The organism is Frigoribacterium sp. 9N, assembly GCF_902506305.1.
GTDB lineage: Bacteria > Actinomycetota > Actinomycetes > Actinomycetales > Microbacteriaceae > Frigoribacterium.
The window spans coordinates 67,327-94,089 of record NZ_LR733391.1 but is presented as its reverse complement, the minus strand read 5'-3'; the positions used below and the strand labels follow the sequence as shown (position 1 = coordinate 94,089).

Here is a 26,763-nt window from a genome sequence, read left to right as displayed (position 1 = left end):
GTCTCGGTACGGGGGTGTCCGGCGGTGGCCGTCGCGGTCAGCGTGCTGGTGGTCGAGTTGCCCGCGTGGACGCGGTGGACGCCGAGGTCGGCGAGCAGCTGGAGGCGCAACTCGGCCAGCGCGGGGTCGTCGCGGTCGCGGGGGCGGTCGCCGGGCACGGTGACGATGCGCTGGATGCTGGGGGCGCCTCCTGCGGTGGCGGCGTGCGCCGCGCCTCCTGTGGTGGGCGCGGCTGCGGCCGTGTTGGCCGTGCCCTTGGCGCCGACGAGCTGCGGCTGCTGCTGCGGCTGCGGCTGCTGCGAGAGGTCGGAGAGGACGACGATGCGGTCGGCGAGGTAGAGGGCTTCGTCGACGTCGTGGGTGACGAGCAGGACGGTGGTGGGCTCGGCGCGGTGGATGTCGAGCAGCAGGTCGTGCATGCGGAGGCGGGTGAGGGCGTCGAGGGCTCCGAACGGTTCGTCGAGCAGCAGCACCTTGGGGGCCCGGGCGAGGGCGCGGGCGAGGGAGGTGCGTTGGGCCATGCCTCCGGACACCTGGCGGGGGCGGAGGCCGGCCGAGCTGCCGAGCCCGACGAGGTCGAGCAGTTCGGTGATGCGGGCCCGGCCGGCGGCCTTGTCCGGTGTGCTGCCGGTGGTGCCCTTGCCGGCCTCGGCGCGTTCGCTGCGCCTGCGGGCCTTCGGCAGGCCGAGTTCGACGTTCTGGCGGAGGGTGCGCCAGGGCAGGAGGCGCGGCTCCTGGAACGCGATGGCGCAGCGTTGGTCGGTGGGCCGGGTGGGGGAGTCGTCGATGTCGACGGTGCCGGCGTCGGGCTGGTCGAGGCCACCCACCTGGCGCAGCAGGGTCGACTTGCCGCAGCCGGAGGGGCCGACGATGGCGATGATCTCGCCGGCCGTGACGTCGAGGTCGAGGGCGCTGAGGACGGGGCGCTCGCCGAAGTGCCTCCCGACGCCCCGCAGACGGATCGGCAGAGCCGAGGAGGCGCGGGTCGTCGAGGTGGGCATGTCACGACGGTAGGTGCGTGCGCGGTCCGCCGGGGCGGCGGGTGTAACGGGGCGAAACACTCCGTTCGGTCTAGGACCAGCTGGAGAAGGCCGCCAGGGCGGCATCCGTTCGGTAGAACTTGCGGAGGGCTGAGGCTGATGGCGCCGCGGGCAGGTGGAGGAGATCGTCGCGGGTGACCTGCAGGTCGGTTTTCGAGATGCCGGGCGCGTAGGTGATTCGGCTGCCGTCCGGCTCGAGGCGCAGGAGGAATGCGTCGAAGGCGACGTGGTGATTGAGGCACAGCGGCAGGCCGTTGAGCGCTTCGTCGGCGCCGCCGATGCTCTTGGGAATGAGGTGCGCGCCCTGGATAAGCCGTGGGACGGCGATGTCGCACAGGGCGCAGGTCGAGCCGTAGCGGTTCAAGACGTCGATCTTGAAGCGGCGCTGCTGGGTGCGCTGCTGGACGAGGCGGAGGGTCTGCTCGGGGAGGCCGCCGAACAAGTCGACTTCTTCCTCGGAAGCGGGCAGCTCGTCGTCAGACGGGAGGGGCAGGACGGACTCGACAAGGGAGAGGAAGAAAAGGGCGGCATCGTCGTCGTAGGTGTCGACGTAGCCGAGGCGCACGTCCTTGAGCGCCGACCGCAGAGCGTTGGGGGTCACGACGAAAAGCGGCAGGCCGAGGGTCTGTGCGCGCTTGACGGAGTCGATCTCGTTGCGGTCGGACGAAGCGTGCCGCTGCGTCGACGGGTAGTGGTAGTCGAGGTGCTCATCGCTGAGGTCGTCGGCGTACGAGGTGCCGGTGTGCTGCAGGGTGAGTGCGACCCGGCCGGGTGAGCCGTTCGTCCAGTCGCCGGAGCCGTCGAAGAAGATGCCGGCTTGGCCTTTGTAGAGGCCGAGGTCGCGGATGGCGGACGGGGTGAGGCCGTCGGCGTTGCCGGCTTGGGCGAGCTCGCTCCAGAGGGTGAGGCGTCGCTCGTACTCGCCACGCGTCCAGTCCGAGATCCCCACGAAAGAGATCATGACTCATGTACTCGAGATCCTGGGGGATCGTCACGTACCCAGTGCGAGGGGCCGCCTGCGTGTGGACTTCGGAGGTCGCTGGATCGGCTATGCTTGTCGGGTTGCCTCGGTCGGGGCAACACCAAGAAGGCAGTTGCTCAGCAACGGTTTTCTCGGGCTGTGGCGCAGCTTGGTAGCGCACTTGACTGGGGGTCAAGGGGTCGCAGGTTCAAATCCTGTCAGCCCGACCAGAATTTAGTTGCCCAAACCATTGGACTCGTTGAGACCAGTGGTGGTCGAAGTAAGAGAGCCTTCCGCAGAAATGCGGGAGGCTCTCTTCTTTTTCTCTACGGTGTGGTCGACCTCTGTAAGGCGTTGCTGCGCCTGCCAGGTGTGCAGGGTCGCGTTGATCTCTGTTCGGTCGCTTTCGATCTCGATGCCATCGCTCTCGTTGAAGACCCGGAGCTTGCTGAAGAAGGCCATCAGCATGTCGCGTCTCATCGTCTCGGGAACGCGCTCGTAGAGCTCTCCAGGGCGTTCGAGGAGGTCAACAAACGCGAGCACTTGCTCTGCGCCGAACTTCATCCGCTCTTCTGTGCGGGAAAGCTTCTCGTTGATTGCCGCCTTCTGGAGCGTGATCATGTCGAGGCGCTCACGAATCTTGGTGATCGGCAGCTGCCCTTCGGCGGCGAGATCGATGAGGCGAGTTTCCTGGTCTTCGAAGGCCTTTCGTTGTGCTCGGAGCGCGCTCCTCGCTTCTCGGTCGGAGGTCTGGAACTTATCGAGGGCGCGTGCCACTTCTTCTCGGATTCCTGCCATGGTTGAGGAAGCAAAGCGTTCTCGACGCACCGCGTTGAGGACAGCCTTCTCGACATCTTCGAGGCGCAGCATTCCGATCGTGCAACCTGTGCGCTGCTTCGCGGAGCACATGTAGTACTCGTAGGTTCCGCCGTTGCCCTTGTTCTGGGTATAGGTCAGGCGGCTGGATCTGCCCGCTTCAGCACATTGTCCGCAGTAGATCACGCCCTTCAGATAGTGGAAGTGCACCTGGTCGCGGTCGCCTTTGCGGTTCCGGCGGTCCAGGATCTCCTGCACCGCGAGGTACACCTCGACCGGCACGATCGGTGAATGCCGACCTTGGTAGAGCTTCCCTTTGAAGTGGATGGCGCCCGTGTAGTACGGATCGCGGAGAATCTTCGCCAGCGCGCTGACGGAGACCGGTCGAGCGGGACGCTTGGAGGATGGCCGAGTGGTCAATCCCTGTTTCTCGAGCAGATTGGCGAGCTGCCACACGGATACCTGATCCTTTGCGTACTCATCAAACGCCCATTGGATCAAAGGGGATCGGACGGGGTCGACGTCGATCGTATTGACGAGTCTCCCGTCGAAATCCTTTCGGACGTTCAGGTATCCGAGCTTGGCGCGACCAACGCTTCCCCCGCGCTCGACCTTGTGCGCCATCTTGATGCGGATGTCTTCGCCGCTCATGCGCACTTGGAGTTCGTTCACGACGTCGGTGATCGCCTCCATTGCGTCACCCATATAGTCGTCGCCGAAGTTCTCCCTCGCGGAGACGAGCGTGATGTTCTTTTCTCGCAAGTACCGCTTGGTGATCGCGGCATCGAGGTGGTTGCGAAACACCCGAGAGCGCATGTAGATCACGACGTAGCGGACATCGGGGTTCTGATCGATGAACTTCAGTAGTGCTTTGAACTCAGGTCGCTTCTCGATGGTCTGAGCCGATTGCCCTGGGTCAACGAACTCGCGCACAACGGTGGCATTCAGCTCACGTGCCTTCTGCTTCGCCCACTGACGCTGCGTCGCGATGCTGTTGCCGTCCTCGTCAACGTCAGACCCCGTGTTCATTTGTCTGCTGGTCGATACGCGCAGGTACAAGACTGCTTCACCTGCTGAGCGCAGCGAGGTGTCGTTCGATTCGTCAGGAACCCGGAAGAGATGCTCCAGGCCGTCGATAGAGTTGAGGCTCGGCGCGGGAAGTGTCTGGCGGCTTTCGATGGGGCTCATAGGCACGGTTTCTCCGGTTAGGTCCTCCGGATTAACGCTCTCTTTGTAGAACAAGTCCAGTCCTTTCGTGTGCTTCGGTGCAGAGTTGTGGGGGCCCAACGGGGGCAGCCCGGCGTTGTAGTTTTCACCTCGGGCAGAGAGCGCCCACGGGAGCCCGTGTACGGGCGCAGGTGGGGCGCTTTGGGGCGCTGGCGGACCGGTCATGGGCGTCCGCCGCTACCGGGCCGAGCGGGCGGCTCTCGGCCACTTTCTAGTAGCGCCAACCCGACCAGAAGCCTCACGAGTCAATGGATGTCAATGGCGCGCCTGGCCACGGGCTGGACATGCAGCTGGCGGATTCGTGGCGGACGGCCTCGCCCCCGCTTAGCTGGACTCGCCTCGTCTTCACTTGACGAACGCATGCAATCGACCTTCCTTCTCGACGAGGTCGTATATGCCGCGTAGCCGCTCCATCAGCGGCGTGAGATTCCAGGTGACGGCCTCCGGCTCGATGCCGTTGTCGACGCACCAGTCGGCCAACTCGCTCTCCCACTCTGCGAGCGGACTCAAGGCGCGAAGGGCGGCTTCCTCGTGGGCGTAGGTGCCCGCGAAGGCCTCATGGAAGCTCTCCATGAGGTTGTCGGTGAGGGCGTTCACGTCGGGGAGTGTGAGGAAGGCACAAATCCTGAGCCGCTCTGAGGGTTGGCAGTTTGGCGGGTGGTGGTCGCGCCTGATCCTGTTCCTAGGCTGGGGAACCAATAGCCCCATCCGCTCGAGTCGGTTTCGCCACCAGGATCGAACGCAATATTCGAAAGTGGGCAGCCTCCGGCCGCGGGAGTTGGAGAAGTACTCGTGATGGAGAAAATCACGCCTTGGGCCGATGCGGAGACGCACCAAGTCCGAGGAGTCGCAGATTTGTCAGCGAGATACCCATGCTTGATTCGATCAGTGTCGATAATTCCCGCCGCGGTCGCATCGGGTGGCAACCGGTCTGCGTTCTGCGCGGCATAAGCTTATATTTTGGTAGCTGCTTGCTTCAGCGAGACTTGTGCCGCCGAAGCCCGGGCTCGGTTCTGGATACCGTTGTAAGCCACTGCCGTGATCGCCGCGAGGATCGCGACAACCACGATCACGATGAGCAACTCGACGATCGTGAATCCTCGTGTGGTCGTCGCTAAGAATGGCGCTCGGCTGGAGCTGCGTACAGATTCGGAGGTGGTGCGTGATGCCTTGCGCGCCATAACTGACGTTGACTATGAAGCATGAGCGCGAACCTGGCAAGGCCGTCCGCGCAGTAGTTTTTACAACGCGCGGGCTGGCCCCGAGGCAATCTTGCGACACAGGACGCGTAGCTCGTCGAGTTCAGCCAACGCGAGCGGGTTGCCGTCGAGGTTGAGAAGCGGCCTGTGCTCGGTGATGAGTGCCGCCTCTGCAATTCGAACGTCAGCGAGAGGCACCTCGCGCCAGCTCACGTCGAGGTTGGCGTTGATCCAGTCCCCGATCGCTGCCCTGTCCGGCCTCTCGAAGCTGTAGTTGTACTTGTTCACCTTCGTCGCGAGCGAGCCGGCCAGCGGGCGATACCCAAGCACTGCCCCGATGCTTCGGAAGAACGTGCCGTGTCCCCGCCCGCGAAGTTCGTTCCGGAGCATTCGACCCTCTAGCGACGTGGCCTTCCCGATGTAGATGAGGCGCGACGAGCGTGCCTGAAGTAGCGAGTCGAACGGTTCGGGAAGAGTTCCTTCGGTGCGGAGTCGGATCGCATATACGCCGGGGAAGGGCGGCACATCGGCGTCGATAGACCCGGCGGAACGGAAGGAATCTTCGGCGACGAGATCTGCGCGGATGGTCACGAGTCAGAGCCTAAGAGTTCGACACGTTCAGCGTTCAGCCTGGATCTCGGCGAGCCTCTTGCGCGCCTCGGCCGCAGCCTTATCGGCCTTGCGCACTTCCCGCTCGGCACGAGCGACCTCGTCTGCCTGCTTTCGCTTAGCTTCCGCCATCCGGGCTGCCGCCTCAACGATCTTCTCTGAGCTCACGACGCCGCGCGTCAGCTCACATTCGGGGCACCATTGTGTCGAGAAGCTCGGCTCTCGGTTGGTGTGGTGCACGCTCTGCTCGACCGTGTGTCCGCAGGTGAGCGTGCGCTCCCAGATGTCCAGTTCTTCCTCGCGGCGCACGCTTGCCGAGAGGATGCGCTGGATGCTGTCGTACTGTTCCGGAGACATCGGAATGGGCGGGCAGCAGAAACCGCAGTGCGTCGCGCAGGATCCGCCCATGCTCCAGCGATGCGAATTGCAGTCCGGGTGTATGTCCCCATACCGCTGCTGGTCTGCGTCGTAAATGACGCGCTGCTCGTCAGTCAGGTACATCGTGCCCGGCCAGTCGCCAAGATTGTCGATCACAGGTAACCCGCACCCGCACCCGCGGCACGGCTCGCCCGCTGCCGCCTGCTCCCGCGTGAGGTGCATCCCCTTCTCTCGCCACTCGCGACGCTTTGCTTCCTCGCGGTGCGCCCGGGCTTCTTCCTTCAGCGCATTTGTCAGGCGGCGCTTCTGGGCGCGCTCCGCCTTCTGCTCTTCGGTCAGCTTCGCCACGCGGCTCCCTCGTTTCAATGTCGGAGGCCCCGTGCACACTGATGGCATGGCGGACCTCTACACGAAGAATGGCCGACCGCTTCGACGTAGCGGTGACAAGTTGTTTGCGCGCTCGGGAACGTACGTGGGCAAGATCAAGGGCGACTACGTGTTCGATCCGTTGGGTCGCTACGCGGGCACCATCGTGGGGGAGCGGGTCGTCTACCGCTCGACGCACTCCGCTCGAATTGCCAGCCCGTCCGTGTCCGCCAATCGTGGTGGGAGCGGTGCGGGCAACCGCGGCGCGTCCGGCATGCGGGGCGACGAGCCACCGTTTCCGGACTGAGCGGATCGGCTCGGGATGAACGCGGGCCCTACAGTGAGTCTGGTGAGAGACCTTCCATTATCTGCAGGCGGCGACCTCGTCACGCGTCTCGCGCGCGAACGCGATCCTGTACGCGCCGTCGTTGAACTCGTCTGGAACGCCATCGATGCAGAAGCAGAGACGGTGCGCGTACAGCTATCGCGTTCGTATATGGACGCCATCGAGAGCGTGACGGTCGAAGACGACGGACACGGCATCACCTCGGACGAAGTTCAGGCGACCTTCGGGCGCATCGGCGGCTCATGGAAGGCGCTCGCTGCACGGTCGAAGAACGACAAGCGCGGACTCCACGGCAAGCTCGGCGAGGGACGACTGCGCGCCTTCGCGCTCGGCTCGCGCGTGACGTGGGCAAGCGAGAGCGTCAACATCGCTGGCGAGCGCGAGCGGGTTGTCATCGAGGGAGCGAAGGAGCGCGCGGAACCCTTCAGCTGGGAAGCGTCTCCGTCGACTGAGAGGGCAACTGGCACGATCGTCACGGCGCTTAATGAGCAGGACCGAAGCTTGAATTCGTTGATTAGCGAATCGACGCTGACCGTGCTCACTTCTCACTTCGCGCCAGTACTGCTCAACGACGACTCCCTCACCGTCATCTTCGACGGCGCCAAGCTCGACCCCGCCGACGAGATGCTGGACGACACGACGGTGACTGCGGTGCTCGACAGCGACGGCGATGCTGTCGTGTCGATCCGCATCATCGAGTGGCGCACGGGAAAGCACCGGGCGATCTACTTCGGCGAGGACGCTGAGCGGTTTGTCGTCGAGGCCTCCGGAGCGGAGATCGAAGCTCAGGCTGCGTACTCGGCGTACGTCACTTGGCCTGGGTTCGATACTGAGTCGCTCGCCGACCTCGGACTCGGCGACATGGCTCCCGACCCGGCAGGCGCCGTGTGGCGAGCCACACGCACAGCGGTGAAGGATCATTTCGCTTCGCGCCGTCGCGCTCGTCGTCGGGATCAGATCGACGAGTGGAAATCGAAGGGTATCTACCCGTACGAGACCGAGCCCACGACCGAGGCTGACAAGGCGGAGCGCGCAGTCTTCGACATCGTGTCGAGTGCCCTCGTGCCACAGATTCCCAAGCGCAAGGACGGAGCGCAGCTCACCCTCAATCTTCTGCGTGATGCGTTAAAGACAGACCCCGAGAACCTCGCCGTGCTCGTCAGCGAGTTCGTCGCGCTTAGCGAGCAGGACCGCAAGGCGCTCACTAAGTTGCTGAGCGAGACGTCGCTGGCCGGCGTGATTCGAAGCGCCAACCTGGTCACAAGCCGCAGAAAGTTCCTCGCCGGGCTCGAGCACCTGTTGTTCGATCCCGAGGACTCGAAGAAGGTCGGCGAACGTGACCACCTCCACAAGTTCCTGGAGCACGAGCTCTGGATCTTCGGCGAGGAGTATCACTTCATGAATAGCGAGCGAGGGCTGACGCAGATGCTGCGCACGCACCTCAAGCTCGAAGGGCTTCCCGCGGGCAAGGTCGAGCCGGTCAAGCGCTGGGACGGCAAGACTGGCCGCATCGACCTTCACCTCGCTGTGAAGGCGAAGGAGCACGATCGGATTCGCCATCTCGTCGTCGAGCTAAAGGCTCCTGACATCACCGCGGGCCGCACCGAGCGGAACCAGATCGAGGACTACATTAACGTCGTTGTCGACAACGCAGCGTTCGCGAGTGACCGATCTGTGTGGGAGTTCATACTCGTCGTCACGGACTACGACGGGGTCATGGACAACTCGATCATCGGCTCCGACCGCGAACTCGGATTGGTGTTTGAACCCGACAAGAAGCCAGGACGTCCGACCGTACGCGCGTACGTGCGCCGCTGGCGCGACATCATCGACGAGAACAAGCGTCGCTTGGAGTTCGTGACAAATTCGCTCGAGTTCGATCCGTCACTCGCCGAAGGATTGGCCTTCATCCGCGAGCAATACGCGGAGATGATTCCGGACGGGCTCGCTTCCGACGAGACCGACGAAGAGGCGCAGTAGGCCGCCTTCGCGAGCGGGTCGCTAGTTCCGGTTCAGCCCGTGGCGACGGCTGTCGAGCGCATCTTTGAAGTGACTCTCGGCGATGCCGATGTCCCGCGTTGGGGTGGACGGGTCGAAGACTCGGAGCAGCGAGAAGCGGAAGCTTGACGGGTCGAGGGTGCGGAGCTCGACGTTGCCGCCGTGCCCATTCGTCGCGTACGCGCGCCAGCGCTGACGGATACTCTCTTCACCATCGGCCTTGCCGACGTAGTGACCACCGTCCCGAGTGTCCGTGATGAGGTAGATCCCGAAGACGGACGAGAGCGCGGTGCGCCATGAGCCGTAGCGATGCTCGCGCATCACAGCCTGCAGCTGGACGTGACTGAGCACGAGCCGATCGAAGCCGGGGAACGGAATCGGCTCGGCGTCCGCGATGCCGACCACGGGGTAGCTCGCCGCGGTGGTTGCGTTCATCCGCCAGGTTCGAGGTGAACGCCAGCCGATCGCGAGTCGGTTCCGTAGATCCTCCATGTGAGCGGACTCGGCGATGTCGAACGTTCGGATGATGCCGGTGTTCGAGATCTCGCCACGGTTCTCCACGACGGACCATAGGCGTGCCTGGTCGCCGCCTTCCTTGATGAAGACCACCCAGAGCTGCGGCGGGATAGCCGGAAAGCGCCTTGTGTCTGCGGACTGTCGACGGGTGTACTCGAAGATCTCCGCGTGCGTGGAGTCAGCGTGCAAGCCCGTCAGGCCGCTCTCTGCGGTTTCCTGCGCGAACGCATGACGGATTACGAGGGCCTGCGCGGGGTCGATGCCTGCGTCGAGAAGCAGTGGGCCAAGCGTCAGTGCCATGGATAGTGCCTTTCCTGCGGGGTCGTGGCCCCCTCCAGAATTACAGTCTGGCGGTGTGGCGGCCTATTGCTTCGCAGCGAGCTGCTCTCGCATGATCTCGACGATGTTGTCCCGGTAGCGCGGCTTCACACGATGGCGGGTACCCGCCATCATTTCCTTGATCAACTTCTGGATCGATTCGGCGTGATGGAAGCTCCCGCCGACCGCGAAGTACGCGCGCAGCCACGGCTCCGGCTCTACCAAATACCCCTCTGCGGCGAACGCTCGGACCAGCTGCACGACGGCGTCTTTGCCTCGTCCTGAGCTCAGGCCGTTGTAGTCCTCGTTCTGGATCATTTCGGCGGCTGCGAGCAAGAGAGGGTCGCTCGCGGGACAGGTCGTGTGGGTGTGTAGATCGACGGCTCCGAGGCCATCGAGCCATGTCCGCACCATGTCATAGCGGGACCAGATCAGAACGAAAACCTTTCCGACCGACTCTGCTTCGACGGCACGGCGGATCGTTTCGAGCTCACGCTGCTCGAACGGGTGCAGCACTACGACGGCCTGGTCGATGACCTTGTCCTCGCGCTCGAGGCGAGAGAGCTCGCTGATGTTGAACACGATCCGATCTGCCTTGCTCGGCGCAATGTATTCGGCTGCTTCGACGTCTGCGCCACGATCGTCGTGATCGAATTTTTTGACGTCGGTCACGGCGAAGAGGTACGGAGGATCTCCGAGCCAGTCCCGGATGATGGCGCTTTGCGGAACCATCGCGGTGCCGTGCTGCGCCCAGTCTTCACGCACCATGTATGCAAGATCAGTCATGGACCGATACTCCCAGGCAGGTCAGACATAGGTGCTGCTTGCTACTTAGGCAGCGGCCAGCCGTCCTTGGCGACCTTCTCGCGCCAGTAGCTAGCCGCATCCTGGCCAGCCTGCATTGCCGTGAACTCGTCCGATCGCTCCGCAAGTGCGACCGAAGGATCGGTGCCGTCGACAAACGACTCCAGCGCCAGGTTTAGTGCCGTACCACCCAGGAACTCGGCGTACTCGAGGACCGATTGCACTATGGCGAAGCTTGTCGGGTTGCCGTGCACGAGTGCATTGCGAACGCGTCGGCGACGGGCGTCGAGAACCGCGCCTTCGGTTGTGTACTCAGCAATTAGCTCTCGGTATCCGACCGCATCGCTGATGCTCGCGAACATCCGCGCGATCCAGGCACGCTCGTGCTCCACTCGACAGAGTGACAAGAAGTCGTCGGCGCGTTCCGCCAAGAACAAGACGTAGGGCTGCTTCGGGCGCTCGGTGAGCCACTCGCCCGTCAGCTCGTCGCGAAGGTCGTCGCGGCTGCCGCCGCCGAGGAGACACATCCCTGCGGCTCGTTGGAGGTCCGTGAGCCAGCGCGCGTGTGCCCAGCGTTCTCCAAGTAGCGCGAAAAGGGTGTCCGGGGTCATCGCTACATGTGCCGCGACGTGCTGGACGACACGGTCGGAGAGCGGAATGACACTACTAATGTCCGCGTCCGAAGGCTTGCGTAGTGCCATATCCCGACTGAAAGGATGATCCGCGGCGGTCTGGACTTCAATTGCGGCAGCAAGGAACCTAGGCAGTTCCTCGCGAGCCAACGCTTCTGCGATGTGCGGTCCGTGCCGTTCGATAGCCTCCGACGTGATTCCCGCGCCGTACGTGTCGTTGGGAAAACCGGTCTCGTTCCGCACCGCGTAGTGTGCGCTGCCCGCGCGTTGGCCAGAGCGAAGAACTTCGTACTGAGCGAGTTGCGGACGGACACCACCAACGCGGTGGATGGAGACGTTCAAGATGACGTCGACGATCGCGAGCGCGCGCTCGACAGCGCCGGAGGCAGTCGTCGTCCCGAGGTCGACCCGGACGAGTGTGTCGACGTCGGCCTCCTCATTTGCGAGTTCGGGTACGCGGAACGTATAGCCGTCCTTGACCAACTCCCAGAGCTCTTGCTTGTGGGCGAACTCAAAGCGCCCGGGCGCAGCGTTCGGGACTGCCCACTGTGCCTGGTAGAACGAAACATGGCCTGCCTCGAGGTGCAGGTGGATTCTTCCCTTGTAGCCAAGCCAGAAAACGATTGGTTCCCGGGTGGCCGGCGTTCCGACGTATGCGAGCGCCTTCGCGAGTCGCTCAGGGAGAGGGGTGTCCTTCTCGCTCAGCGGGATATCGTCCGGGTCGCGTCCAAACGCCAAGATCGACACGAGCCCGTTGAAGATTCCCTCGGCGTGGTGCCCGCGCCGTTGCAATTGATCGAACAAGAGCTCCGCGATGGGCCGGTACTCCCGGGCAACCAGCGCCCGGTCTTGCGCCACCGCGACCAGGTCAGTCCAGGTGGCTTGCACCGCCCCCTCTGACTCGAGCATCGCCAACAAGTCGGAAGCAGTAGTGGCCAGACCCGTCCACGCGGGGGCTGTGCGTGTACCTGGTGGTTGCGCGAGGATTGCCTTCTCTCCGCCAATGAGTCTCGATAGAGCCTTATCGAAAGCCGATAGTTGTGGTGCGATCTGCGCACGCAGTGAGGGGCCAGCGCTCGCGATGGATTGGTTCAGGTCTAGACGCAGCGACGCACGGTTCGGGCCGGTCTTCCACGCATCAACGCCACTCGCAAGCTGCACCCATTCGGCGATTTCGCTCACGATGGTCGTGAGCGGCAACACGCTGCTCATGCCGTGACGGCGATCGAGTGAGGAGACGAGCGACTTCAACCACGCCGGGGTGTCTTCTGACCAATGGTCGGAGACCTTGTAGTCGATCATCATGTGAGGGGCCTCTTGCGCAGCCATCGACGTCGTCTGCAGTGTGAATGATTCTTCATGTCTGCTCTCGACTATGGAGTAGTCGGGGCGTCATGAGAAGACTTCGAGCGTTGTACTTTTTTCAACGACAGCGACCGGCGCATTGACGCGCAAGACGATGTCGTCATACTCAGCAGTCCTCCTCGCCGGGACGCGGCTTCGCCAAGAGGAACCCATCAGGGGTTCGTCGGCCGCATCCGATGAGGAGGCTCACCGATGAGTGGGAACGAACTGCTCGAGGTGCCAGCCACTGCGCTCGGCCCCATCCGTCCGCTGAGTGTGCGGATCACCGACGGCCTGCGTGCGCAGCTGGAAGTGATTGCACAGCTCAACGATCGCAGCGTCACTGAAGAGATCCGTCTGGCGCTGGAGGCCTGGGTCGAGACCAGCAAGTCCGACCCGATGGTGCTCCAGCGCGCTGAGACGGTGCGTGCCGAGATCGAGCGCGAGGCGAAGACCAAGCAGAGCGCGATCGAGGCCATCTTCAGAGGTGCGCCGCCCAAGGGGGTGCGCGCCAAGCAGGCCTCGGCCTGATCAGCGCCGGGCGTCCGGGATCGAGCACCTTTTCGTGCTCTCCCGGACGCTCTGGCGCATCTACTCACCTGCCCTCGTTACTGCCCCGCGGCTTGCTAGAGAACTACAGAGTTCTCGGCCGCGACAACAGTAAGGAGGTGGGACGGATGGTCAAGAGCATCGTCATCCCGCACGACACGGCGCAACCGCCGCGTATGCAGGAACTGGCAGACATCGGGAGCTTCCAGGAAGTCGTCGACGGATGGCTGGAGTTGGTGGATGTGCCTGGAGTTGGCGCGACGATCTATGTCAACGAAGAGGCCCAACGGCATCATGCGCCGGCGAACACGCGGGCTATGGCAATCCGGTGGCTTTACTCCGCCGATCCCATGGAGCACCCGCTGCTCTGCGGCGACATCGTGATCTCAGGAATCCCTGACGAGAACGAGGGCGACGTCCCGGCGACGCTCGTCCGTGACATCTTCGAAGCGACGCAGTTCTTCATCGACGCGCAGTGGCACTACACCCGCCTGTGGAAGGAAACCCGCGCGCGCTTCGACAATGTGTTCGACGCTGCCGTCTGGTGCCTGCTGCTCAGTCGCTCCGCACGGCCCGGTGTGCAGTTTCGTGTCCGTCCGCAGGTGCCAGGCCCGTTGTAACCCACGCTGCCGTCCGGGATCGAGCGCATCTGCGCTCTCCCGGGCGGCGCTTCCCTCACCCACTTCGCTGGCGCTCTGCGGCTTCCAGCGGAACCATCCGGTTCCCGGCCGCTTGCATCAAGGAGGAAGAGATGGTGAAAGGACTATGGGTGCCGGTCGACGATAATGCACCGATCGAGCAGCGCGAGCTCGCCGGGCTCGATGACTACCAGGACGTCGTCGGCGGTTGGATTGAGCCTGTGGACGTCCCGTCGCTCGGCGTGACCATCTACGTCAACGAGGAGGGATTGATCCGGCAGTTGCCACTCAACCCGCGTGCCACGTTCTTATGGTGGTTCCACGTCCCGCAGGCGCGGCAGAAGGCGATGCTTGTAGGCGACGCGCTGCTGGTGGGGATGCCGGATCGACGCGGTGAAAGCACCGATGTACCGGACGCCGTCATCGCGCTGTGCGCATCGCGACGGAAGAGGCGTATCGAGTATCTGACGGAGTCTGACGCGCGTTGGCGCCAGGGAGATGTCGGGCACGACGACGTATGGGAAGCGATGGTGTGGGGCATGGTGCTCCTCGAGCGCGCAGCCGACGTGAAGAATGTCCGGCTCGCCCCCTTCGAGGCGCCAACCGTCGATCCACCGTCCACTGACTAATGTGCGGCGGCCACTTGAGTAGCGTTCTCTATCGCAGCTCGTGGCCGCCGTTCTTCACGTTCCTGGATTGCTTCGCCAAGACCTCTTGGACGTCAGGTGCCAGCCGCCACAGTCTGGGCAGCGGTACGCGCGCGTCTCGATATTCGGACGCCCAGAGCCATCCTTCCGCTGCGTAGAGGCCATGGCCATCAGCGCCGCAATGCGATCGCGGTAGCGGACCTTCTGGCAGTTCGGCATGGGAAACACGATTCCACTGACCTCCGACATGGGTGTGTCCTGCAGTGGCCACCTTGCGTGGCGGCGCGTCGAATCAGGTTGGAGACATCTTCGCCATTCAGGAAAAACCCTGGTCGTGCTATAAATAGGGTATTGGCGATAGACCGATTGCGCTGTGCTCTCGGCGTGCCGTAATCCGCAAACCCAAGGCGACATGGGGCAGTCGATAACCTGAGGGGAATGCACGAGTAACGACTAATGGCCACGCGCGGCGTGGGGAGATAGGCAGCAGAACTATGGGGAGCATTGGCGCAGGCCACCGAGGGCTCAGCGTCGTCGGCACTGGGGAGCACGCGGCGTGAGCCAACTTAGCGACTACCAAGCGAAGTACTTCGCGCACGAGTTGCAGCGTAGCTACGCGAACGACCATGTCGGGAAACTTGCCGGCCTGCTCTTTGACGCCCAAGTGGAGCCGAAGCCGCACCAGATTGACGCTGCGCTGTTTGCGTTGCAGACCCCGTACCTGCCCGGCGTGATCCTTGCCGATGAAGTCGGCCTTGGGAAGACGATCGAAGCGGGCATCGTGATCTCGCAGTACTGGGCTGAGCGACGGCGGAACATTCTGATTGTGACGCCGTCAAGCCTCCGGCAGCAGTGGAAGCAGGAGCTCTCCGAGAAGTTCCTCATCCCTGCCAGCATCCTTGACCCCAAGTCCAAAGATGGCTTGCTCGCTCGTGCGGGCGGTCGAAACGGCGAGGTGCTGATTTGCTCGTATGAGTTCGCTCTTCGGAACGAGCAGTCTCTTCTGCGAGCCTGGGAATTGGTGGTCGCAGACGAGGCGCACCGGCTTCGCAACTTCTGGACGGGCAAGGCTAAAGCTGCCGAGGCGATGTCTCATATCGTGCGTGGCGCGCACAAGACCGTGCTGCTGACCGCTACGCCGCTCCAGAACAAGCTCGAGGAACTGTACGGACTCGTCTCCGTCTTCTATCCGGACTACTTCTATTCGCTCGATGCGTTCCGTGAGCGGTATGTCAAAGACCGCGACCAGACGGGGGACGACCTCGCGGAGCGGGTCGGCACCATCTCGAAGCGGACGCTTCGACGCGACGCTGACAAATACATCCACTTCACCAAGCGGCTCCCACTCACGGTGGAGTTCACACCGAGTCCGGACGAAGTGCGCCTATATGACCTCGTGAATGACTACCTCCAACGCGATGAGCTGTTCGCTTTCGGCGGCGCGCAGCGGCATCTGTCGGCGCTCATCATTCGGAAGCGCCTTGGCTCCTCGACCTACGCTGTCGCAAGCACACTGGAAAACATCGCAAGCCGTCTGGCACGTGAGGCCGACGCCGGCCAACGTCGCGATGCTCGCGGCGCTCTGGTGAGAGCTGACTTTGAAGACCAAGACTTGACGAGCGATGAGCTCGAGCAGGCGGATGAACTGGAAGCGGACGGGGACGCTTTCGGCCCCGCCACCTCAACGCAGGAGGATTCGGCGCTCCTCGAAGCCATGAGGGCTGAGGTCGCGGAGCTGCGAGAGTACGCAGCTCTGGCGCGCTCGATCACCGTTAATCAGAAGGCGGTGAAGCTCGGAGAGGCGCTCGCCCGCGGTTTCGACCGTCTACGCGAGCTTGGCGCACCTGAGAAGGCAATCATCTTCACGGATTCGACAAAGACGCAGGAGTACATCGCTCGTACGCTTCGCGAGTCTGGTCGAGGCGACGGGATCGTTCTCTTCAACGGCTCGAACGATGCGCCGGAGCAGACCGCCATCTACCAGGCTTGGCTCAAGGCGAATCGCGGAGGCGATCTCATCACGGGCATCGTCGCTGCGGACAGACGCAAGGCGCTCGTGGATTACTTCCGGTCCGAGGGAACGATCATGATCGCCACTGAGGCGGCGGCAGAAGGTATCAATCTCCAGTTCTGTTCGATGGTGGTGAACTACGACCTCCCCTGGAATCCCCAGCGAGTCGAGCAGCGCATCGGGCGAGCACACCGCTTTGGTCAGAAGTTCGACGTCGTGGTCGTCAACTTCTCCAACAAGGGGAACGTCGCTGAACAGCGGATCCTCGAACTTCTTGCCAATAAGTTCCACCTCTTCTCAAACGTTTTCGGAGCAAGCGACGAGGTGCTCGGAGCCATCGAAGACGGTCTCGACTTTGAAAAGATCATCAGCGGCATTCTCACCCGTAGCCGCACCGACGCGGAGATCGACCGCGCGTTCGCGGACCTGGAAGCGCAGTACGCGCCCGAGATTTCTCGAGAGTTGGCGAATGCGAAGTCCAAAGTGTTCGACAACCTAGATCCGCACGTCCAAGACCGACTGAAGGCGTACGACACCCAGTCCGGCGACGTGCTCAACAAGTTCGAGCGGCTGCTGCTCGCGGTGACCAAGCACGAGTTGCAGAGGCAGGCAACTTTCGAGGGTGATGGCCGCAGCTTCGTGCTCCACCGATCACCCGTCGAAGAAGCCCCGTCGGGTCGCTACTACTTCAAGAGCAAGCCGCTGGAGAACGCGCATCAGTATCGATACGGCAGCCCGCTGGGACAACACGTCATCGAAGCAGCCAAGACGAGGGAAACACCGTCTCGTGAGCTGACGTTCAGCGCCGGTCAGTCGGACCGGGTGACCGCGGGAGTCAGAGACCTGATCGGGCAGAGCGGCGAGCTCGTGGTCGACATGGTCACCTTCGCGATGAAGGCACGCGATGAAGACATTTCCGAGTCGTACATCCTCGCCGCGGGCCGCACCGATGTCGGGGGAACTCTCGATGATGAGCACGTGGCAGACATCCTGGACCTCGCGTGCATCTCCGTGGGTGGATCAGTGCAGGTCGAAACGGAGCGGCTGAATCCTGTACTCGATGCTCGCCGACGCGAACTGGAGCGCGAGGTGCAGGGGCGCAACTCGCGGTTCTACGACCAGCAGGAAGAACTGATCTACCGGAACCAGCAAGACCGCAAAGCGGAGCATGAGGGGGCGATCCGCGATTATCGGGCCAAGGAGAAGGACGCGCGGCGTCGTGCCCGACAAGCAGATGACCCGATGGAACAGCTACGCCTCAAGAAAGAGGCTCGCCGTTGGGAACAGCGAGCGGAGGACGCCGATGAGCAGTTCCGAGACGCGCGCCGCAAGCTTCGCGATGAGGCAGACAAGTTCCTCGACCTCATCGAGCAGTCCTTAGAGGGAACCCAGACCACAGAGCACCTGTTCTCCATCCGCTGGCGCATCGACGCGTAGCGCGGATTGCGAGAGCAACCGATCAACTAAACGTAATGAGAGAGATTTCACACATGAGCGACTACATCCACGACACGCCACCCACTACCCCTAATTTCCAGACCGAGCTCGCCGCGCAGTTGGCCGAGTTGGTGCCGGAGGCGATAGCCGATGGAAAAGTCGACGTAGCCAAGCTCCAAGAGCTTCTCGCTACGGACGCCGCCGAGGGCAACGAGCGCTTCGGGCTGTTTTGGCCCGGGAAGAAGCGTGCGCTTCGCGCGGCGCAAGAACCTACATCAGCAACGTTGCGTCCCGACTTCCACAACTCGAAGGACTGGGAGAGAACGCGCAACGTGTTCATCGAAGGCGACAACCTTGAAGTGCTGAAGATCCTGCAGAAGCACTATCACAACAAGGTCAAGCTGATATATATCGACCCGCCCTACAACACGGGAAGCGACTTCGTATACCCAGACAACTACACGGAGGGGCTGGGTACATATCTCGAATGGACTCATCAGGTCAACGACGCTGGCAAGAAGGTCACGAGTAACGCCGAGACGGAAGGGCGATACCACTCCAACTGGCTCAATATGATGTACCCCCGACTCAAAGTGGCGCGAAACTTGCTCGCGGACGACGGACTCATCTTCATTTCGATTGACGATCATGAGCTGCACAACTTGCACAAGCTCGGCAACGACGTATTTGGCGAGAACAACTTCGTTGGACAGATCACTCGGGCCACCGGCACGCCGACGGGCGGCGGTTTCGACGGCTTCACCAACATGGTCGACTACCTGCTTGTGTACCGGCGCTCGGGGGCCGCAGTTCTTGGCGGCCTTGAGTTTGGAGCGTCTGATGCAGCCATATACAACGAGAGTGACGAGCGCGGAAAGTACCTGACGCGATCGCTCCGCCGAACTGGTGGCGAGGATCGTCGGGAGGATCGACCGAGCATGTACTTCGGCGTTGAGTCCCCAGAGGGAAACACGATCTATCCAGTTGGTCCCGGCGGGTATGAGAGCCGATGGATCTGCGGGAAGGATCGTTACCTTGAAATGGTCGAGGAAGGCCTTATTGAGTGGAAAAAGGTGGAGCGAGGAAATGGACTCGAGTGGCACCCGTATCAGAAGTTTTACCTGGAAGGACGGGAAAAGCGACCATCCAACCTGTGGGTCGATCTCGAAGGAAACAAGAAGGGCACCCGAGAAGTGCGTCAACTCTTCGACCGCGAGAAGGTATTTGACTCACCTAAGCCCCTTGCGTTGATTCAGCGAATTATTCAGATCGCATCGAACCGCGACTCGATCGTCGTCGACTTCTTCGCAGGCTCGGGCACAACAGCACACGCAGTGATGAAACAGAACGCTGAGGACGGTGGGTCGCGACGCTATATTCAGGTTCAGCTTCCGGAACCGACGCCGGACGGATCTGTGGCACGTCGAGCAGGCTACGAGACCATCGCGGCCATATCTCGCAAGCGAGTGATAGTTGCAGGTGAGCAGATCGAAGCAGAGCGCTCGTCTCAGGTTCAGCTCGACACTGTGGTGGACACAGGATTCCGTGCCTACAAGCTTGCAGACACGAACTTCTCGAAGTGGCGAGTCACGAGCGAAGTCGATGGCGACGCGCTCCAGCAGCACCTCTTGGATCTTCGCGAGAGTAGTAGTGCGGACGACGCAACAGCAGACGATCTGCTGGTTGAGATCCTTCTCAAGCAGGGATACTCGCTGACAGAGAGAATCGCAACGACGGTTGTCGAAGGGGTTGAACTTCGCGCCGTGTATGACGCTGACGGTGATGTCGCCGTTCTCGCCTACCTTGACGAGCACACGAAGCCGACGCTCGATCAGCTTCGCGCCATCGTCGCGACGCAGCCGACGCGGATGATCATCCTCGAGGATGCCTTCCAGGGGGACGACGAACTCAAGACGAACCTGGTGCAGCTTGCGAAGTCCAAGAACGTGGAGCTCTGGGCGGCGTAATGGGTAGTTCAAGTTTTCAGTTCGATCCCAGTCAGCCGTACCAGCTCGATGCGGTGAGTTCGGTCGTCGACCTGTTCGACGGTCAGCCGAAGGATGCCGACAAGCTTGTTCTCACTCTGCGCGGTCAGGCCACGCTGAAGGACACCGAGCAGGCGGCGCTCGACCTAGATCTCACGCAGGAAGTCGGGGCTATCGGCAACAACCTCGTGCTTGAACGTGAGACGGTGTTCGCGAACCTGCAGCGTATTCAAGACCGCAACGGCTTGGAAGTGGCTCCGAAGCTTTACGATGACGCGCTCGACTTCGATGTCGAGATGGAGACCGGAACGGGAAAGACCTATGTCTATCTCCGCAGCGTGTTTGAGCTCGCGAAGAACTACAACTTCACCAAGTTCGTGATCCTTGTTCCGAGCGTGGCGATCCGTGAGGGAGTGGCGACGAGCATCCGGCTCATGCGCGGCCACTTCGGCGATCTTTATCCTGGCCAGCCGTTCGATTTCTCTGTCTACAGCGGCAAGAACGCCGAGGACGTTCAGTCGTTTGCGACCGCTACGAACATTCAGATCCTAGTGATGACGATCGATGCGATCCGCGGCACCGCCAATACGCGCATCATCCACCAAGCGAAAGACAAGCTGAACGGGCTGCGTCCGATCGACTATCTGAAGGCCACGCATCCCGTCGTGATCATGGATGAGCCGCAGAACATGGAGTCGCTCCTTTCGCAGTCGGCGGTCAGTGAGCTTGACCCGGTCGCGACTCTGCGATTTAGCGCCACGCACAAGAAGCAGCGCAATGTCGTGTATCGACTTGACCCTGTCGATGCGCATGACCTCGGTCTTGTGAAGCAGATCGTGGTCGCAGACGTCCGACAGCAGGGCGCGGACGCGACGCCGTACATCAAGCTCGTGGAAGTGCATCGTGAACCGACGTGGACCGCAAAGCTGGAACTCTCCTGCCGAAAGGCCGACGGATCGCTCGAACGTCGCGTCGTGAGCGTTCGGCAGCATCAAGAACTCTCCGATGAGCGCGTCACCAACAACCCGATCTACGAGGGGTGGCGCATTAATGAGATGAGCATCGAGCCTGCATTTGTCGACCTCACCCTTCATGGCTTCCTCGAGGAGGGGCAGAGTATCGGGGGCTCGTCAAGCTCGATCTACAAGGAGATGATTCGCGAGACGATCCGCGAGCACCTTCGCAAGGAAGCGATGCTCCGTCCTCGCGACATCAAGGTTCTGAGCTTGTTCTTCGTCGACAAGGTTGCCAGCTACATGGGCGATGGCGCCGACAATGAGACTGCCAATGGCGACTTCGTGCAGTGGTTCGACGAAGTGTTCGTCGAGGAGCGCTCGAAGCTCGCTCGCTACCAGGAGCTTCTCCCGCAGGATCCCGCAGCGCTTCGCCGCGCCTACTTCTCCGAGGTCAAGCGCGGTAAGTCGAAAGTTGCCCAGGACACCACCGGTGCCACCAAGGCTGATGACGACTCGTACGAGTTGATCATGCAGGAAAAGGAACGGCTACTGGACGAGGCCGAGGACGTGCGCTTCATTTTCAGCCACTCTGCACTCCGCGAGGGTTGGGACAACCCGAACGTGTTCCAGATTTGTACCCTTCGTGAGATGGGCGCCGAAGTCGAGCGACGCCAGACGATTGGACGCGGGCTCCGTCTCCCGGTCACCAAGACATCAGATGGGTTCGCTCGTGTCGCCGATCCCGGCATCGCAACCCTCACCGTCGTGGCGAACGAGTCCTACCAGGCGTTCGCGAAAAGTCTCCAGAACGAGTACAAGTCGGCAGGCGTCGAGATTGGAGCCGTGCGCCGAAGCGAGTTCTCGAAGATCCCTCTCATCGGAGCGGACGGGAACCTCACCGATGACCTGTTTGGATATGAGCGATCGGCTTCGGTCTGGGAGCACCTCGCTCGCGAAAAGTTCATCGTGGACGGCAAAGTCACTTCGAAGTTCCAACCGAACATCATCGACTTCAGCCTGAACTTGCCCGAGATCTACGTTGACTACGAGCCAGAGATCACAGCGCTCATTGCCCGCGCTCACATCGGAACCTACGTGAAGCCGGCGAGTAAGCGTCATCCGCGAAAGGTTAACAAGCAGCTCTACACGACCCCTGAGTTCGAGGAGTTCTGGCACGCAATCAGTCGCCGCACGACGTACCGGGTCAGCGTTGATCGAGACCAGATCGTCCAGAAGACCGTTGAGGCGATCAAAGCAGCACCCAAGATCGATCCGCTCAGGATTCAAGTGACGCGCGCTGGCGTCAAGGTTCTCCGTGGGGGAGCGAAGGGCGAAGAGCTCGGCAGTCGCTCCGCGGATCTGAAGGGTAGCTACGACCTGCCGGACATCATCGCGGAGCTGCAGGAGGCCACTTCCCTGACGCGGAAGACCGTTGTCGACATCCTCATCGGGAGTGATCGCCTGCTTGAGTTCGTCGGCAACCCGAACGACTACATAGCTATGGCGAAGCGACTCATCAAAGCCGAGCTCGCGAAGATTGTGGTGGAAGGCGTGCAGTACGAGAAGATCTCAGGCTCCGTGTACGAGCTCCGCGAGCTACAGAAGGACGGCGACGATGAGAAGGAGCGCTTCCTGGATCAGATGTACAAGGTGCAGAACGCCCAGAAGACGGACTTCGACTACGTCGTGTACGACTCCGACGTCGAGCGGCAATTCGCAGAACTTCTCGACGGTCGCGAGGACGTCAAGCTCTTCATGAAGCTTCCAGCGAAGTTCAGGATCGACACCCCTGTCGGCCCCTACAACCCGGACTGGGCCATCATCAAGCAGGAAGACGGGGAGGACCGAATATACATGATTCGCGAGACGAAGAGCACGCTCGATGACTCGAAGCTGCGGCCGAGCGAGCTTGCGAAGATCAAGTCGGCAAAGCAGCACTTCGCAGCGATCGGAGTTGGCGACTACTCCCGTTCAGTTCCGGGGAGCTGGAACCTGTGATCGCGACCGCTTCGTCCAGCGTCTCCCGCAGGAAGGCGGCGATATGAGAGTCCGGCATCTGCGCATTCAAAACTTCCGCGGCATCGAAGACAGCGAGATCCACTTCAAGACTCACACTCTGCTCGTTGGTGGCAACAACGCCGGAAAGTCGATGATCTGTGAAGCCCTCGACCTCGTTCTTGGGCCGGAGCGCCTCTATCGCCGGCCGGTAGTTGACGAGCACGACTTCTACCTCGGCCGCTACCTGAACGCCGCCGCCGCTCCGATCGAGATCCGAATCGATGTCGTTCTCACTCAGCTCACCCCCGAAGAACGACGACGGTTTGGTGATCAGCACCTTCGTCTCTGGGACGAGAACGCCAGCGAGTTCATCGATGAAGACGAGAACGGTGTCGATCGATCAGGTGATGGTGCGGCAGCGATCGCAGCGCAAGATGCTGATGACTCGCGCATCGATGCCACCGTGGTGAGGCGGGACGTAGGGCACCCAGCCGCGTCCGTCACGATCTCGGATGCTGTCTACGAAGGCGTTGATCGGGGCGATGTGGGGTGCCGTGAACGCTCGTGCAGTCTGATCCGCGTGGAACGCAGGGGCGGCCAACTGTCGGGACATGTCGCGAACCTAGCAAGGCGACGTGCTTCCTCGGGATGACCCGCGCCTCCTTTGGTTGGCTGCTTCTCCCAAAGTGATTGCAGCGAGGCTCAGGCGTGTGCCCGGTACGTCGTCGCGACGGCGCCGGAGGCGAGGTCGTGGCGGGCGGTCGGGGTGAGGTCGAGGGGGTGGGGGAGACCGGCGAGCAGGTAGGGGCCGTGGCCGGCGACCCAGGGGTAGACGGTGAACTCGTACTCGTCGACCAGGCCCCAGCCGACGACGTCGGTGGCAAAGGCGGAACCTCCGAGCCGGAGCGGGCCGCCAGGGCGGCTCTTCAGTTCGCGCACCGCCTCACGCAGGTCGCCTCCGAGCAGTTCGGCGTTCCAGTTGACGCTCTCGAGCGTCGTCGACGCCACGTACTTCGGGATCTCGTGGATGGTCCGGGCGAAGGGCTGCATCCAGTCGGGGAACGCCTCCGAGGCGGGCGGACGCCAGGACTGCTCCATCAGCTCGTAGGTGACCCGGCCGAGCAGCAGACCGTCGGCCCGGGCCAGCGCCTCCGTCGCGAGCTGGTGGATCTCGGCGTCCGGCCGGCCCTCACGGTGGTCGATGCAGCCGTCGAGCGTGACGTTGATGGAGTACGTGAGCGTCCTCATGCCGGGGAGGCTAGCCCCACGGCGAACACGCCACCAGAGGTGCGGGTGCTAACGCCCGTCAGCCCAGTGCGTCGGCCGCGCGAACCCCTCGGGCAGGCGCGTCGCCGCATCACCCCGGGCACTGTTCACCTGCATCTGCGTCAGGTAGATCGCACTCGACAGGTCGGCCCCGGCGAGGTCGGCATCCCGCAGGTCGACACCGAGCAGATCGCAGCGATCGAGGTCAGCCCCGCGCAGGTCCGCCGCGATGGCGATGCTGCCGCGGAGCGTCCGACCCCGCAGATCCGCCCCGGCCAGCGCGGCACCCATCAGGTCGCTGCCCGGCTCGAGGGCCGGCCCGTTCCCCTTCTTCCGAGGAGGCGCGGGTGTCGACGCTCGTGCCACCTCACTCGCCTGCACCAACAGCGGGCGCACCGCGTCGTACTCGGCGTCGACGTCGAGGGCGGCGAGCTCGTCGGGGGTGCCGTCGGTGAGGTGGCGGACGTGCTCGAAGGCGGCGAGCCAGGGGGTTGGGTCGGGGGCGGCGGCCCGGGTGCGACCGTGCTCGGCGCCGGCGGGTGCGTGCTCGCCGTCGTGCGTGCGTTCGCGTTCGCGTTCGCGTTCGCGTTCGCGTTCGACCAGCGTGATCGCTTCGTCGAGGTACCAGAGCAGCTCGTGCAGCCGTCGCACGAGCGGGAACGTCGAGAACATCGCCTCACGGGTCGCCGCGTCGTCCCGCCACGAACGCCCGGCGAACATCTGCCAGCTGACCTTCTGACCCGCCCCGAAGCAGTCGAACACCGTGCAACCCTTGAACCCCCGCTCGCGCAGCTGCGGGTGGATGCGGCAGCCGTCGTGCTCGTCGAGGTTCGTGCACGGATCGCCGGCCGGCTTGTCGAACGGGAAGTCCGCGCTCTTCGTGAACGCCAGCGCGACGCAGCAGAGGCCGAAGCAGTTGGCGCAGTCGGCTCCGAGGTCGGCGCGGCGGCCCAACTCGATCCGTGTGCGGGTGCTCATCGCGTCAACGCTAACGGGCGCAGCGGGCCGGGGCGATCGAACAGGGGTGGATCACTTGTCCCACACCGGGGCCGCAGGGAGACCACGAGCCGCTCGCTCGTCGGTGACGAGGTCGGTGATGAGTGCGGTCTTGGCGGCTGTGTAGGCGCGTCCGTCGTCGAGGCCGGCCAGCGCCTCCTTGAGGGTCGCGTAGCGCTGTCGCGCGACCGGGTCGCGCAGCAGACGGTCGCGGAACAGTCGCTGGTTGCAGGCGTCCCACTGGTCGGGGCGGAAGACGTGGAGGATGTGCGTGCGGCACGTTCCGTCCAACCGGACGTAGACCGCGTGGGTCTTCGGACCCGCCGCGTGTCGTTCGTAGCCGAGGTCGACCAGGTCGGCGGCCAAAGCGAACGGGTCGGTGCCGGGAGACGTGCGGACGGCGACGTCGATGATCGGCTTCGCGAGGAGGCCGGGGACGGCCGTGCTGCCGATGTGCTCGACGGCGTCGACCCGGGTGCCGAGGGCGATCGCGAGACGCTTTTCCTCACGGCGGTAGTCGTCGGCCCAGGTGGGGGAGTGTGGCTGCAGATCGACCATCGGGGCGATCGTACGGGGTGTCACTCTCAGCGGGGCGGGGTCGAGTGGTCCCGGAACGTCGTTCGGGCTAGGGGGAAGGACGATACGGGACCACTCGATGACCGGTGGGGCGGGCGTGGGCCGACCCGCGCCTCCTAGGGGGTCGTCGGGCGGAGGTCGGCGAGGGGGCGCGACCAGGCGACCTCGCGGGCGAGCTGGCCGGAGGCGCGGAAGAGCCGCACCTGGTGCGTGTCGGGGAGGGCCGCGGCGAGGGCGTCGCGGTCGGCGGGGGTGAAGCCGAGCTTCTGCCAGAACGGTCCGGAGCGGCGGGAGAAGAGCCAGGCGTGGTGGGCTCCGTACGCGGCGGCGTCGGCCAGGGCGTGGCGGGCGAGACGGGAGCCCGCGCCGCGCGTGCGGGCGGAGGGAGCGACGGCGACGCTGCGGATCAGGGCGTGCCGGCCGTCGGCGCTCAGCTCGTAGCCGGTGCTGCCGACGACCGTGCCGGTGGCGTCCTGGTCGACCCAGAGCCGGAGGCGCGGCGTGGGGGAGTCGAGACCGGCGAGGGTGAGGTCGGCGGCGGCGAGGAAGGCGCGGAGGTCGGCTCGGGCGTCGGCATCGGCCGGGTCGATGGGGACGAGGGGCATGGACGCCATTCTTCCGGGTGGCTCGGCGGGATCGAGTGGGCAGAAAATGTCCTTCGGGGGCGGCGGAAGGACACTTTCTGCCCTCTCGATCCCGCCAGGGCGGGCCACGGCGAACCAGAACGAGCCGCATGGGGGAGTCGCGCGAGCGGACACCGACCTAGCATCGAGGGATGCTGTTCGTCGTCCCGCTCATCGTGTTCGCCGCGTGCGCCGTCGTCTTCGGCGCGACGCTCGCCGCCGCCCGCGGCAGGCTCGGGGTGAACCACCTCGCCGGCATCCGCTTCCGGCACGTGATGGCGTCGCCCGAGGCGTGGCAGGCCGGGCATCGGGCAGCACTCGTCCCCATCACGGTCACCTGTGCGCTCACGGCGGGGACGGCGTTCGTACCCGTCGTCGTGGGAGGGCTGACCGAGGGCGCCCAGGGGGCCTGGGTCATCGGCAGCACGGTCGTCCTGCTCATCGGGGCGCTCGTCAGCGCAGGGGTGGCGAATCGAGCGGCCAGGGACGTGCTCGGTTCGTCGTGATCGTGTGCCCCGAGGCGCTGG

Annotated in this window: 24 protein-coding genes and 1 tRNA gene; 11 read left to right on the top strand and 14 right to left on the bottom strand. The window is 63.3% G+C overall.

Annotation, left to right across the window (positions count from 1 at the left end; genetic code table 11):
• Positions 1-1,001: ABC transporter ATP-binding protein (locus ARTHRO9V_RS00935; RefSeq protein WP_159824971.1), on the bottom strand; the 1,001-nt coding region annotated here is incomplete at its 3' end.
• Between the two features lie 70 nt (positions 1,002-1,071).
• Complete coding sequence (locus ARTHRO9V_RS00930) at positions 1,072-2,001, bottom strand: HNH endonuclease (protein WP_159824969.1); 930 nt, start codon at positions 1,999-2,001, stop codon at positions 1,072-1,074.
• 153 nt (positions 2,002-2,154) lie between these two features.
• On the opposite strand from ARTHRO9V_RS00930, the gene ARTHRO9V_RS00925 reads away from it, so the two are divergent.
• A tRNA-Pro gene (locus tag ARTHRO9V_RS00925) sits at positions 2,155-2,231 on the top strand.
• 4 nt (positions 2,232-2,235) lie between these two features.
• On the opposite strand, the gene ARTHRO9V_RS00920 is transcribed toward ARTHRO9V_RS00925, so the two are convergent.
• The 5 genes from ARTHRO9V_RS00920 to ARTHRO9V_RS00900 form a co-directional block, all read right to left on the bottom strand.
• Positions 2,236-4,005 carry a recombinase family protein gene (locus tag ARTHRO9V_RS00920; protein ID WP_159824967.1) on the bottom strand — a complete coding sequence of 590 codons (1,770 nt, stop codon included), beginning with the start codon at positions 4,003-4,005 and terminating at the stop codon, positions 2,236-2,238.
• 384 nt (positions 4,006-4,389) lie between these two features.
• Positions 4,390-4,641 carry a hypothetical protein gene (locus ARTHRO9V_RS00915; protein WP_159824965.1) on the bottom strand — a complete coding sequence of 84 codons (252 nt, stop codon included), beginning with the start codon at positions 4,639-4,641 and terminating at the stop codon, positions 4,390-4,392.
• Between the two features lie 356 nt (positions 4,642-4,997).
• A complete protein-coding gene (locus ARTHRO9V_RS15945; RefSeq protein ID WP_370516153.1) occupies positions 4,998-5,225 on the bottom strand; it encodes a prepilin-type N-terminal cleavage/methylation domain-containing protein in 228 nt (75 codons plus the stop codon).
• A 60-nt stretch (positions 5,226-5,285) separates the two neighbouring features.
• Positions 5,286-5,834 (bottom strand): GIY-YIG nuclease family protein, encoded by a 549-nt coding sequence (locus ARTHRO9V_RS00905; protein WP_159824961.1) that lies wholly within the window; start codon positions 5,832-5,834, stop codon positions 5,286-5,288.
• A gap of 27 nt (positions 5,835-5,861) precedes the next feature.
• A complete protein-coding gene (locus ARTHRO9V_RS00900) occupies positions 5,862-6,578 on the bottom strand; it encodes a hypothetical protein (RefSeq protein WP_159824959.1) in 717 nt (238 codons plus the stop codon).
• A gap of 46 nt (positions 6,579-6,624) precedes the next feature.
• Here ARTHRO9V_RS00900 and ARTHRO9V_RS00895 point away from each other — a divergent pair, with 46 nt between their 5' ends.
• Positions 6,625-6,903: a hypothetical protein gene (locus tag ARTHRO9V_RS00895; RefSeq protein ID WP_159824957.1), complete on the top strand. Its 279-nt coding sequence runs from the start codon at positions 6,625-6,627 to the stop codon at positions 6,901-6,903.
• Between the two features lie 42 nt (positions 6,904-6,945).
• Positions 6,946-8,922, top strand: coding sequence for an ATP-binding protein (locus ARTHRO9V_RS00890; RefSeq protein ID WP_159824955.1), 1,977 nt, complete (start codon positions 6,946-6,948; stop codon positions 8,920-8,922).
• A gap of 21 nt (positions 8,923-8,943) precedes the next feature.
• Here the strand turns inward: ARTHRO9V_RS00890 and ARTHRO9V_RS00885 are convergent, their stop codons facing one another.
• From ARTHRO9V_RS00885 to ARTHRO9V_RS00875, 3 genes are all read right to left on the bottom strand, one after another.
• Positions 8,944-9,756, bottom strand: coding sequence for a GIY-YIG nuclease family protein (locus ARTHRO9V_RS00885; RefSeq protein ID WP_159824953.1), 813 nt, complete (start codon positions 9,754-9,756; stop codon positions 8,944-8,946).
• A 63-nt stretch (positions 9,757-9,819) separates the two neighbouring features.
• Entirely contained in the window at positions 9,820-10,560 is a 741-nt protein-coding gene (locus ARTHRO9V_RS00880) for a hypothetical protein (protein ID WP_159824951.1), read from the bottom strand.
• A gap of 41 nt (positions 10,561-10,601) precedes the next feature.
• Positions 10,602-12,515 (bottom strand): hypothetical protein, encoded by a 1,914-nt coding sequence (locus ARTHRO9V_RS00875; RefSeq protein ID WP_159824949.1) that lies wholly within the window; start codon positions 12,513-12,515, stop codon positions 10,602-10,604.
• 252 nt (positions 12,516-12,767) lie between these two features.
• On the opposite strand from ARTHRO9V_RS00875, the gene ARTHRO9V_RS00870 reads away from it, so the two are divergent.
• The 7 genes from ARTHRO9V_RS00870 (at position 12,768) to ARTHRO9V_RS00840 (ending at position 23,427) form a co-directional block, all read left to right on the top strand.
• Positions 12,768-13,085 carry a hypothetical protein gene (locus tag ARTHRO9V_RS00870; RefSeq protein WP_159824947.1) on the top strand — a complete coding sequence of 106 codons (318 nt, stop codon included), beginning with the start codon at positions 12,768-12,770 and terminating at the stop codon, positions 13,083-13,085.
• A 146-nt stretch (positions 13,086-13,231) separates the two neighbouring features.
• Positions 13,232-13,723 (top strand): DUF3846 domain-containing protein, encoded by a 492-nt coding sequence (locus tag ARTHRO9V_RS00865; protein WP_159824945.1) that lies wholly within the window; start codon positions 13,232-13,234, stop codon positions 13,721-13,723.
• Positions 13,724-13,854: 131 nt separating this feature from the next.
• Positions 13,855-14,370, top strand: coding sequence for a DUF3846 domain-containing protein (locus ARTHRO9V_RS00860; protein WP_159824943.1), 516 nt, complete (start codon positions 13,855-13,857; stop codon positions 14,368-14,370).
• A gap of 574 nt (positions 14,371-14,944) precedes the next feature.
• Complete coding sequence (locus tag ARTHRO9V_RS00855) at positions 14,945-17,836, top strand: SNF2-related protein (protein ID WP_159824941.1); 2,892 nt, start codon at positions 14,945-14,947, stop codon at positions 17,834-17,836.
• Positions 17,837-17,889: 53 nt separating this feature from the next.
• Positions 17,890-19,803: a site-specific DNA-methyltransferase gene (locus ARTHRO9V_RS00850; RefSeq protein ID WP_159824939.1), complete on the top strand. Its 1,914-nt coding sequence runs from the start codon at positions 17,890-17,892 to the stop codon at positions 19,801-19,803.
• Positions 19,803-22,775, top strand: a complete 2,973-nt coding sequence (locus tag ARTHRO9V_RS00845; RefSeq protein WP_159824937.1) for a DEAD/DEAH box helicase family protein — start codon at positions 19,803-19,805, stop codon at positions 22,773-22,775. Before ARTHRO9V_RS00850 ends, ARTHRO9V_RS00845 begins: the two co-directional genes overlap by 1 nt.
• Before the next feature lie 43 nt (positions 22,776-22,818).
• Entirely contained in the window at positions 22,819-23,427 is a 609-nt protein-coding gene (locus tag ARTHRO9V_RS00840) for an ATP-dependent endonuclease (protein ID WP_201298894.1), read from the top strand.
• 50 nt (positions 23,428-23,477) lie between these two features.
• Here ARTHRO9V_RS00840 and ARTHRO9V_RS00835 read toward each other — a convergent pair whose 3' ends face one another.
• The 4 genes from ARTHRO9V_RS00835 to ARTHRO9V_RS00820 form a co-directional block, all read right to left on the bottom strand.
• Positions 23,478-24,023: a dihydrofolate reductase family protein gene (locus ARTHRO9V_RS00835; protein WP_159824935.1), complete on the bottom strand. Its 546-nt coding sequence runs from the start codon at positions 24,021-24,023 to the stop codon at positions 23,478-23,480.
• A gap of 48 nt (positions 24,024-24,071) precedes the next feature.
• Positions 24,072-25,019 carry a pentapeptide repeat-containing protein gene (locus ARTHRO9V_RS00830; RefSeq protein ID WP_159824933.1) on the bottom strand — a complete coding sequence of 316 codons (948 nt, stop codon included), beginning with the start codon at positions 25,017-25,019 and terminating at the stop codon, positions 24,072-24,074.
• A 51-nt stretch (positions 25,020-25,070) separates the two neighbouring features.
• Positions 25,071-25,595, bottom strand: coding sequence for a GrpB family protein (locus tag ARTHRO9V_RS00825; RefSeq protein WP_159824931.1), 525 nt, complete (start codon positions 25,593-25,595; stop codon positions 25,071-25,073).
• 134 nt (positions 25,596-25,729) lie between these two features.
• Positions 25,730-26,218 (bottom strand): GNAT family N-acetyltransferase, encoded by a 489-nt coding sequence (locus ARTHRO9V_RS00820; protein WP_159824929.1) that lies wholly within the window; start codon positions 26,216-26,218, stop codon positions 25,730-25,732.
• Between the two features lie 170 nt (positions 26,219-26,388).
• Between ARTHRO9V_RS00820 and ARTHRO9V_RS00815 the strand changes: the two genes are divergently transcribed.
• A complete protein-coding gene (locus tag ARTHRO9V_RS00815) occupies positions 26,389-26,742 on the top strand; it encodes an SdpI family protein (protein ID WP_159824927.1) in 354 nt (117 codons plus the stop codon).
• Positions 26,743-26,763: the final 21 nt, after the last annotated feature.

Coding starts and splice junctions, on each gene's coding strand:
- ARTHRO9V_RS00930 (WP_159824969.1), bottom strand. CDS start 2,001: ATGATCTCTTTCGTGGGGATCTCGGACTGGACGCGTGGCGAGTACGAG.
- ARTHRO9V_RS00815 (WP_159824927.1), top strand. CDS start 26,389: ATGCTGTTCGTCGTCCCGCTCATCGTGTTCGCCGCGTGCGCCGTCGTC.
- ARTHRO9V_RS00895 (WP_159824957.1), top strand. CDS start 6,625: ATGGCGGACCTCTACACGAAGAATGGCCGACCGCTTCGACGTAGCGGT.
- ARTHRO9V_RS00860 (WP_159824943.1), top strand. CDS start 13,855: ATGGTGAAAGGACTATGGGTGCCGGTCGACGATAATGCACCGATCGAG.
- ARTHRO9V_RS00850 (WP_159824939.1), top strand. CDS start 17,890: ATGAGCGACTACATCCACGACACGCCACCCACTACCCCTAATTTCCAG.
- ARTHRO9V_RS00885 (WP_159824953.1), bottom strand. CDS start 9,756: ATGGCACTGACGCTTGGCCCACTGCTTCTCGACGCAGGCATCGACCCC.
- ARTHRO9V_RS00870 (WP_159824947.1), top strand. CDS start 12,768: ATGAGTGGGAACGAACTGCTCGAGGTGCCAGCCACTGCGCTCGGCCCC.
- ARTHRO9V_RS00865 (WP_159824945.1), top strand. CDS start 13,232: ATGGTCAAGAGCATCGTCATCCCGCACGACACGGCGCAACCGCCGCGT.
- ARTHRO9V_RS00875 (WP_159824949.1), bottom strand. CDS start 12,515: ATGATGATCGACTACAAGGTCTCCGACCATTGGTCAGAAGACACCCCG.
- ARTHRO9V_RS15945 (WP_370516153.1), bottom strand. CDS start 5,225: ATGGCGCGCAAGGCATCACGCACCACCTCCGAATCTGTACGCAGCTCC.
- ARTHRO9V_RS00845 (WP_159824937.1), top strand. CDS start 19,803: ATGGGTAGTTCAAGTTTTCAGTTCGATCCCAGTCAGCCGTACCAGCTC.
- ARTHRO9V_RS00825 (WP_159824931.1), bottom strand. CDS start 25,595: ATGGTCGATCTGCAGCCACACTCCCCCACCTGGGCCGACGACTACCGC.
- ARTHRO9V_RS00820 (WP_159824929.1), bottom strand. CDS start 26,218: ATGCCCCTCGTCCCCATCGACCCGGCCGATGCCGACGCCCGAGCCGAC.
- ARTHRO9V_RS00920 (WP_159824967.1), bottom strand. CDS start 4,005: ATGAGCCCCATCGAAAGCCGCCAGACACTTCCCGCGCCGAGCCTCAAC.
- ARTHRO9V_RS00840 (WP_201298894.1), top strand. CDS start 22,819: ATGAGAGTCCGGCATCTGCGCATTCAAAACTTCCGCGGCATCGAAGAC.
- ARTHRO9V_RS00830 (WP_159824933.1), bottom strand. CDS start 25,019: ATGAGCACCCGCACACGGATCGAGTTGGGCCGCCGCGCCGACCTCGGA.
- ARTHRO9V_RS00880 (WP_159824951.1), bottom strand. CDS start 10,560: ATGACTGATCTTGCATACATGGTGCGTGAAGACTGGGCGCAGCACGGC.
- ARTHRO9V_RS00835 (WP_159824935.1), bottom strand. CDS start 24,023: ATGAGGACGCTCACGTACTCCATCAACGTCACGCTCGACGGCTGCATC.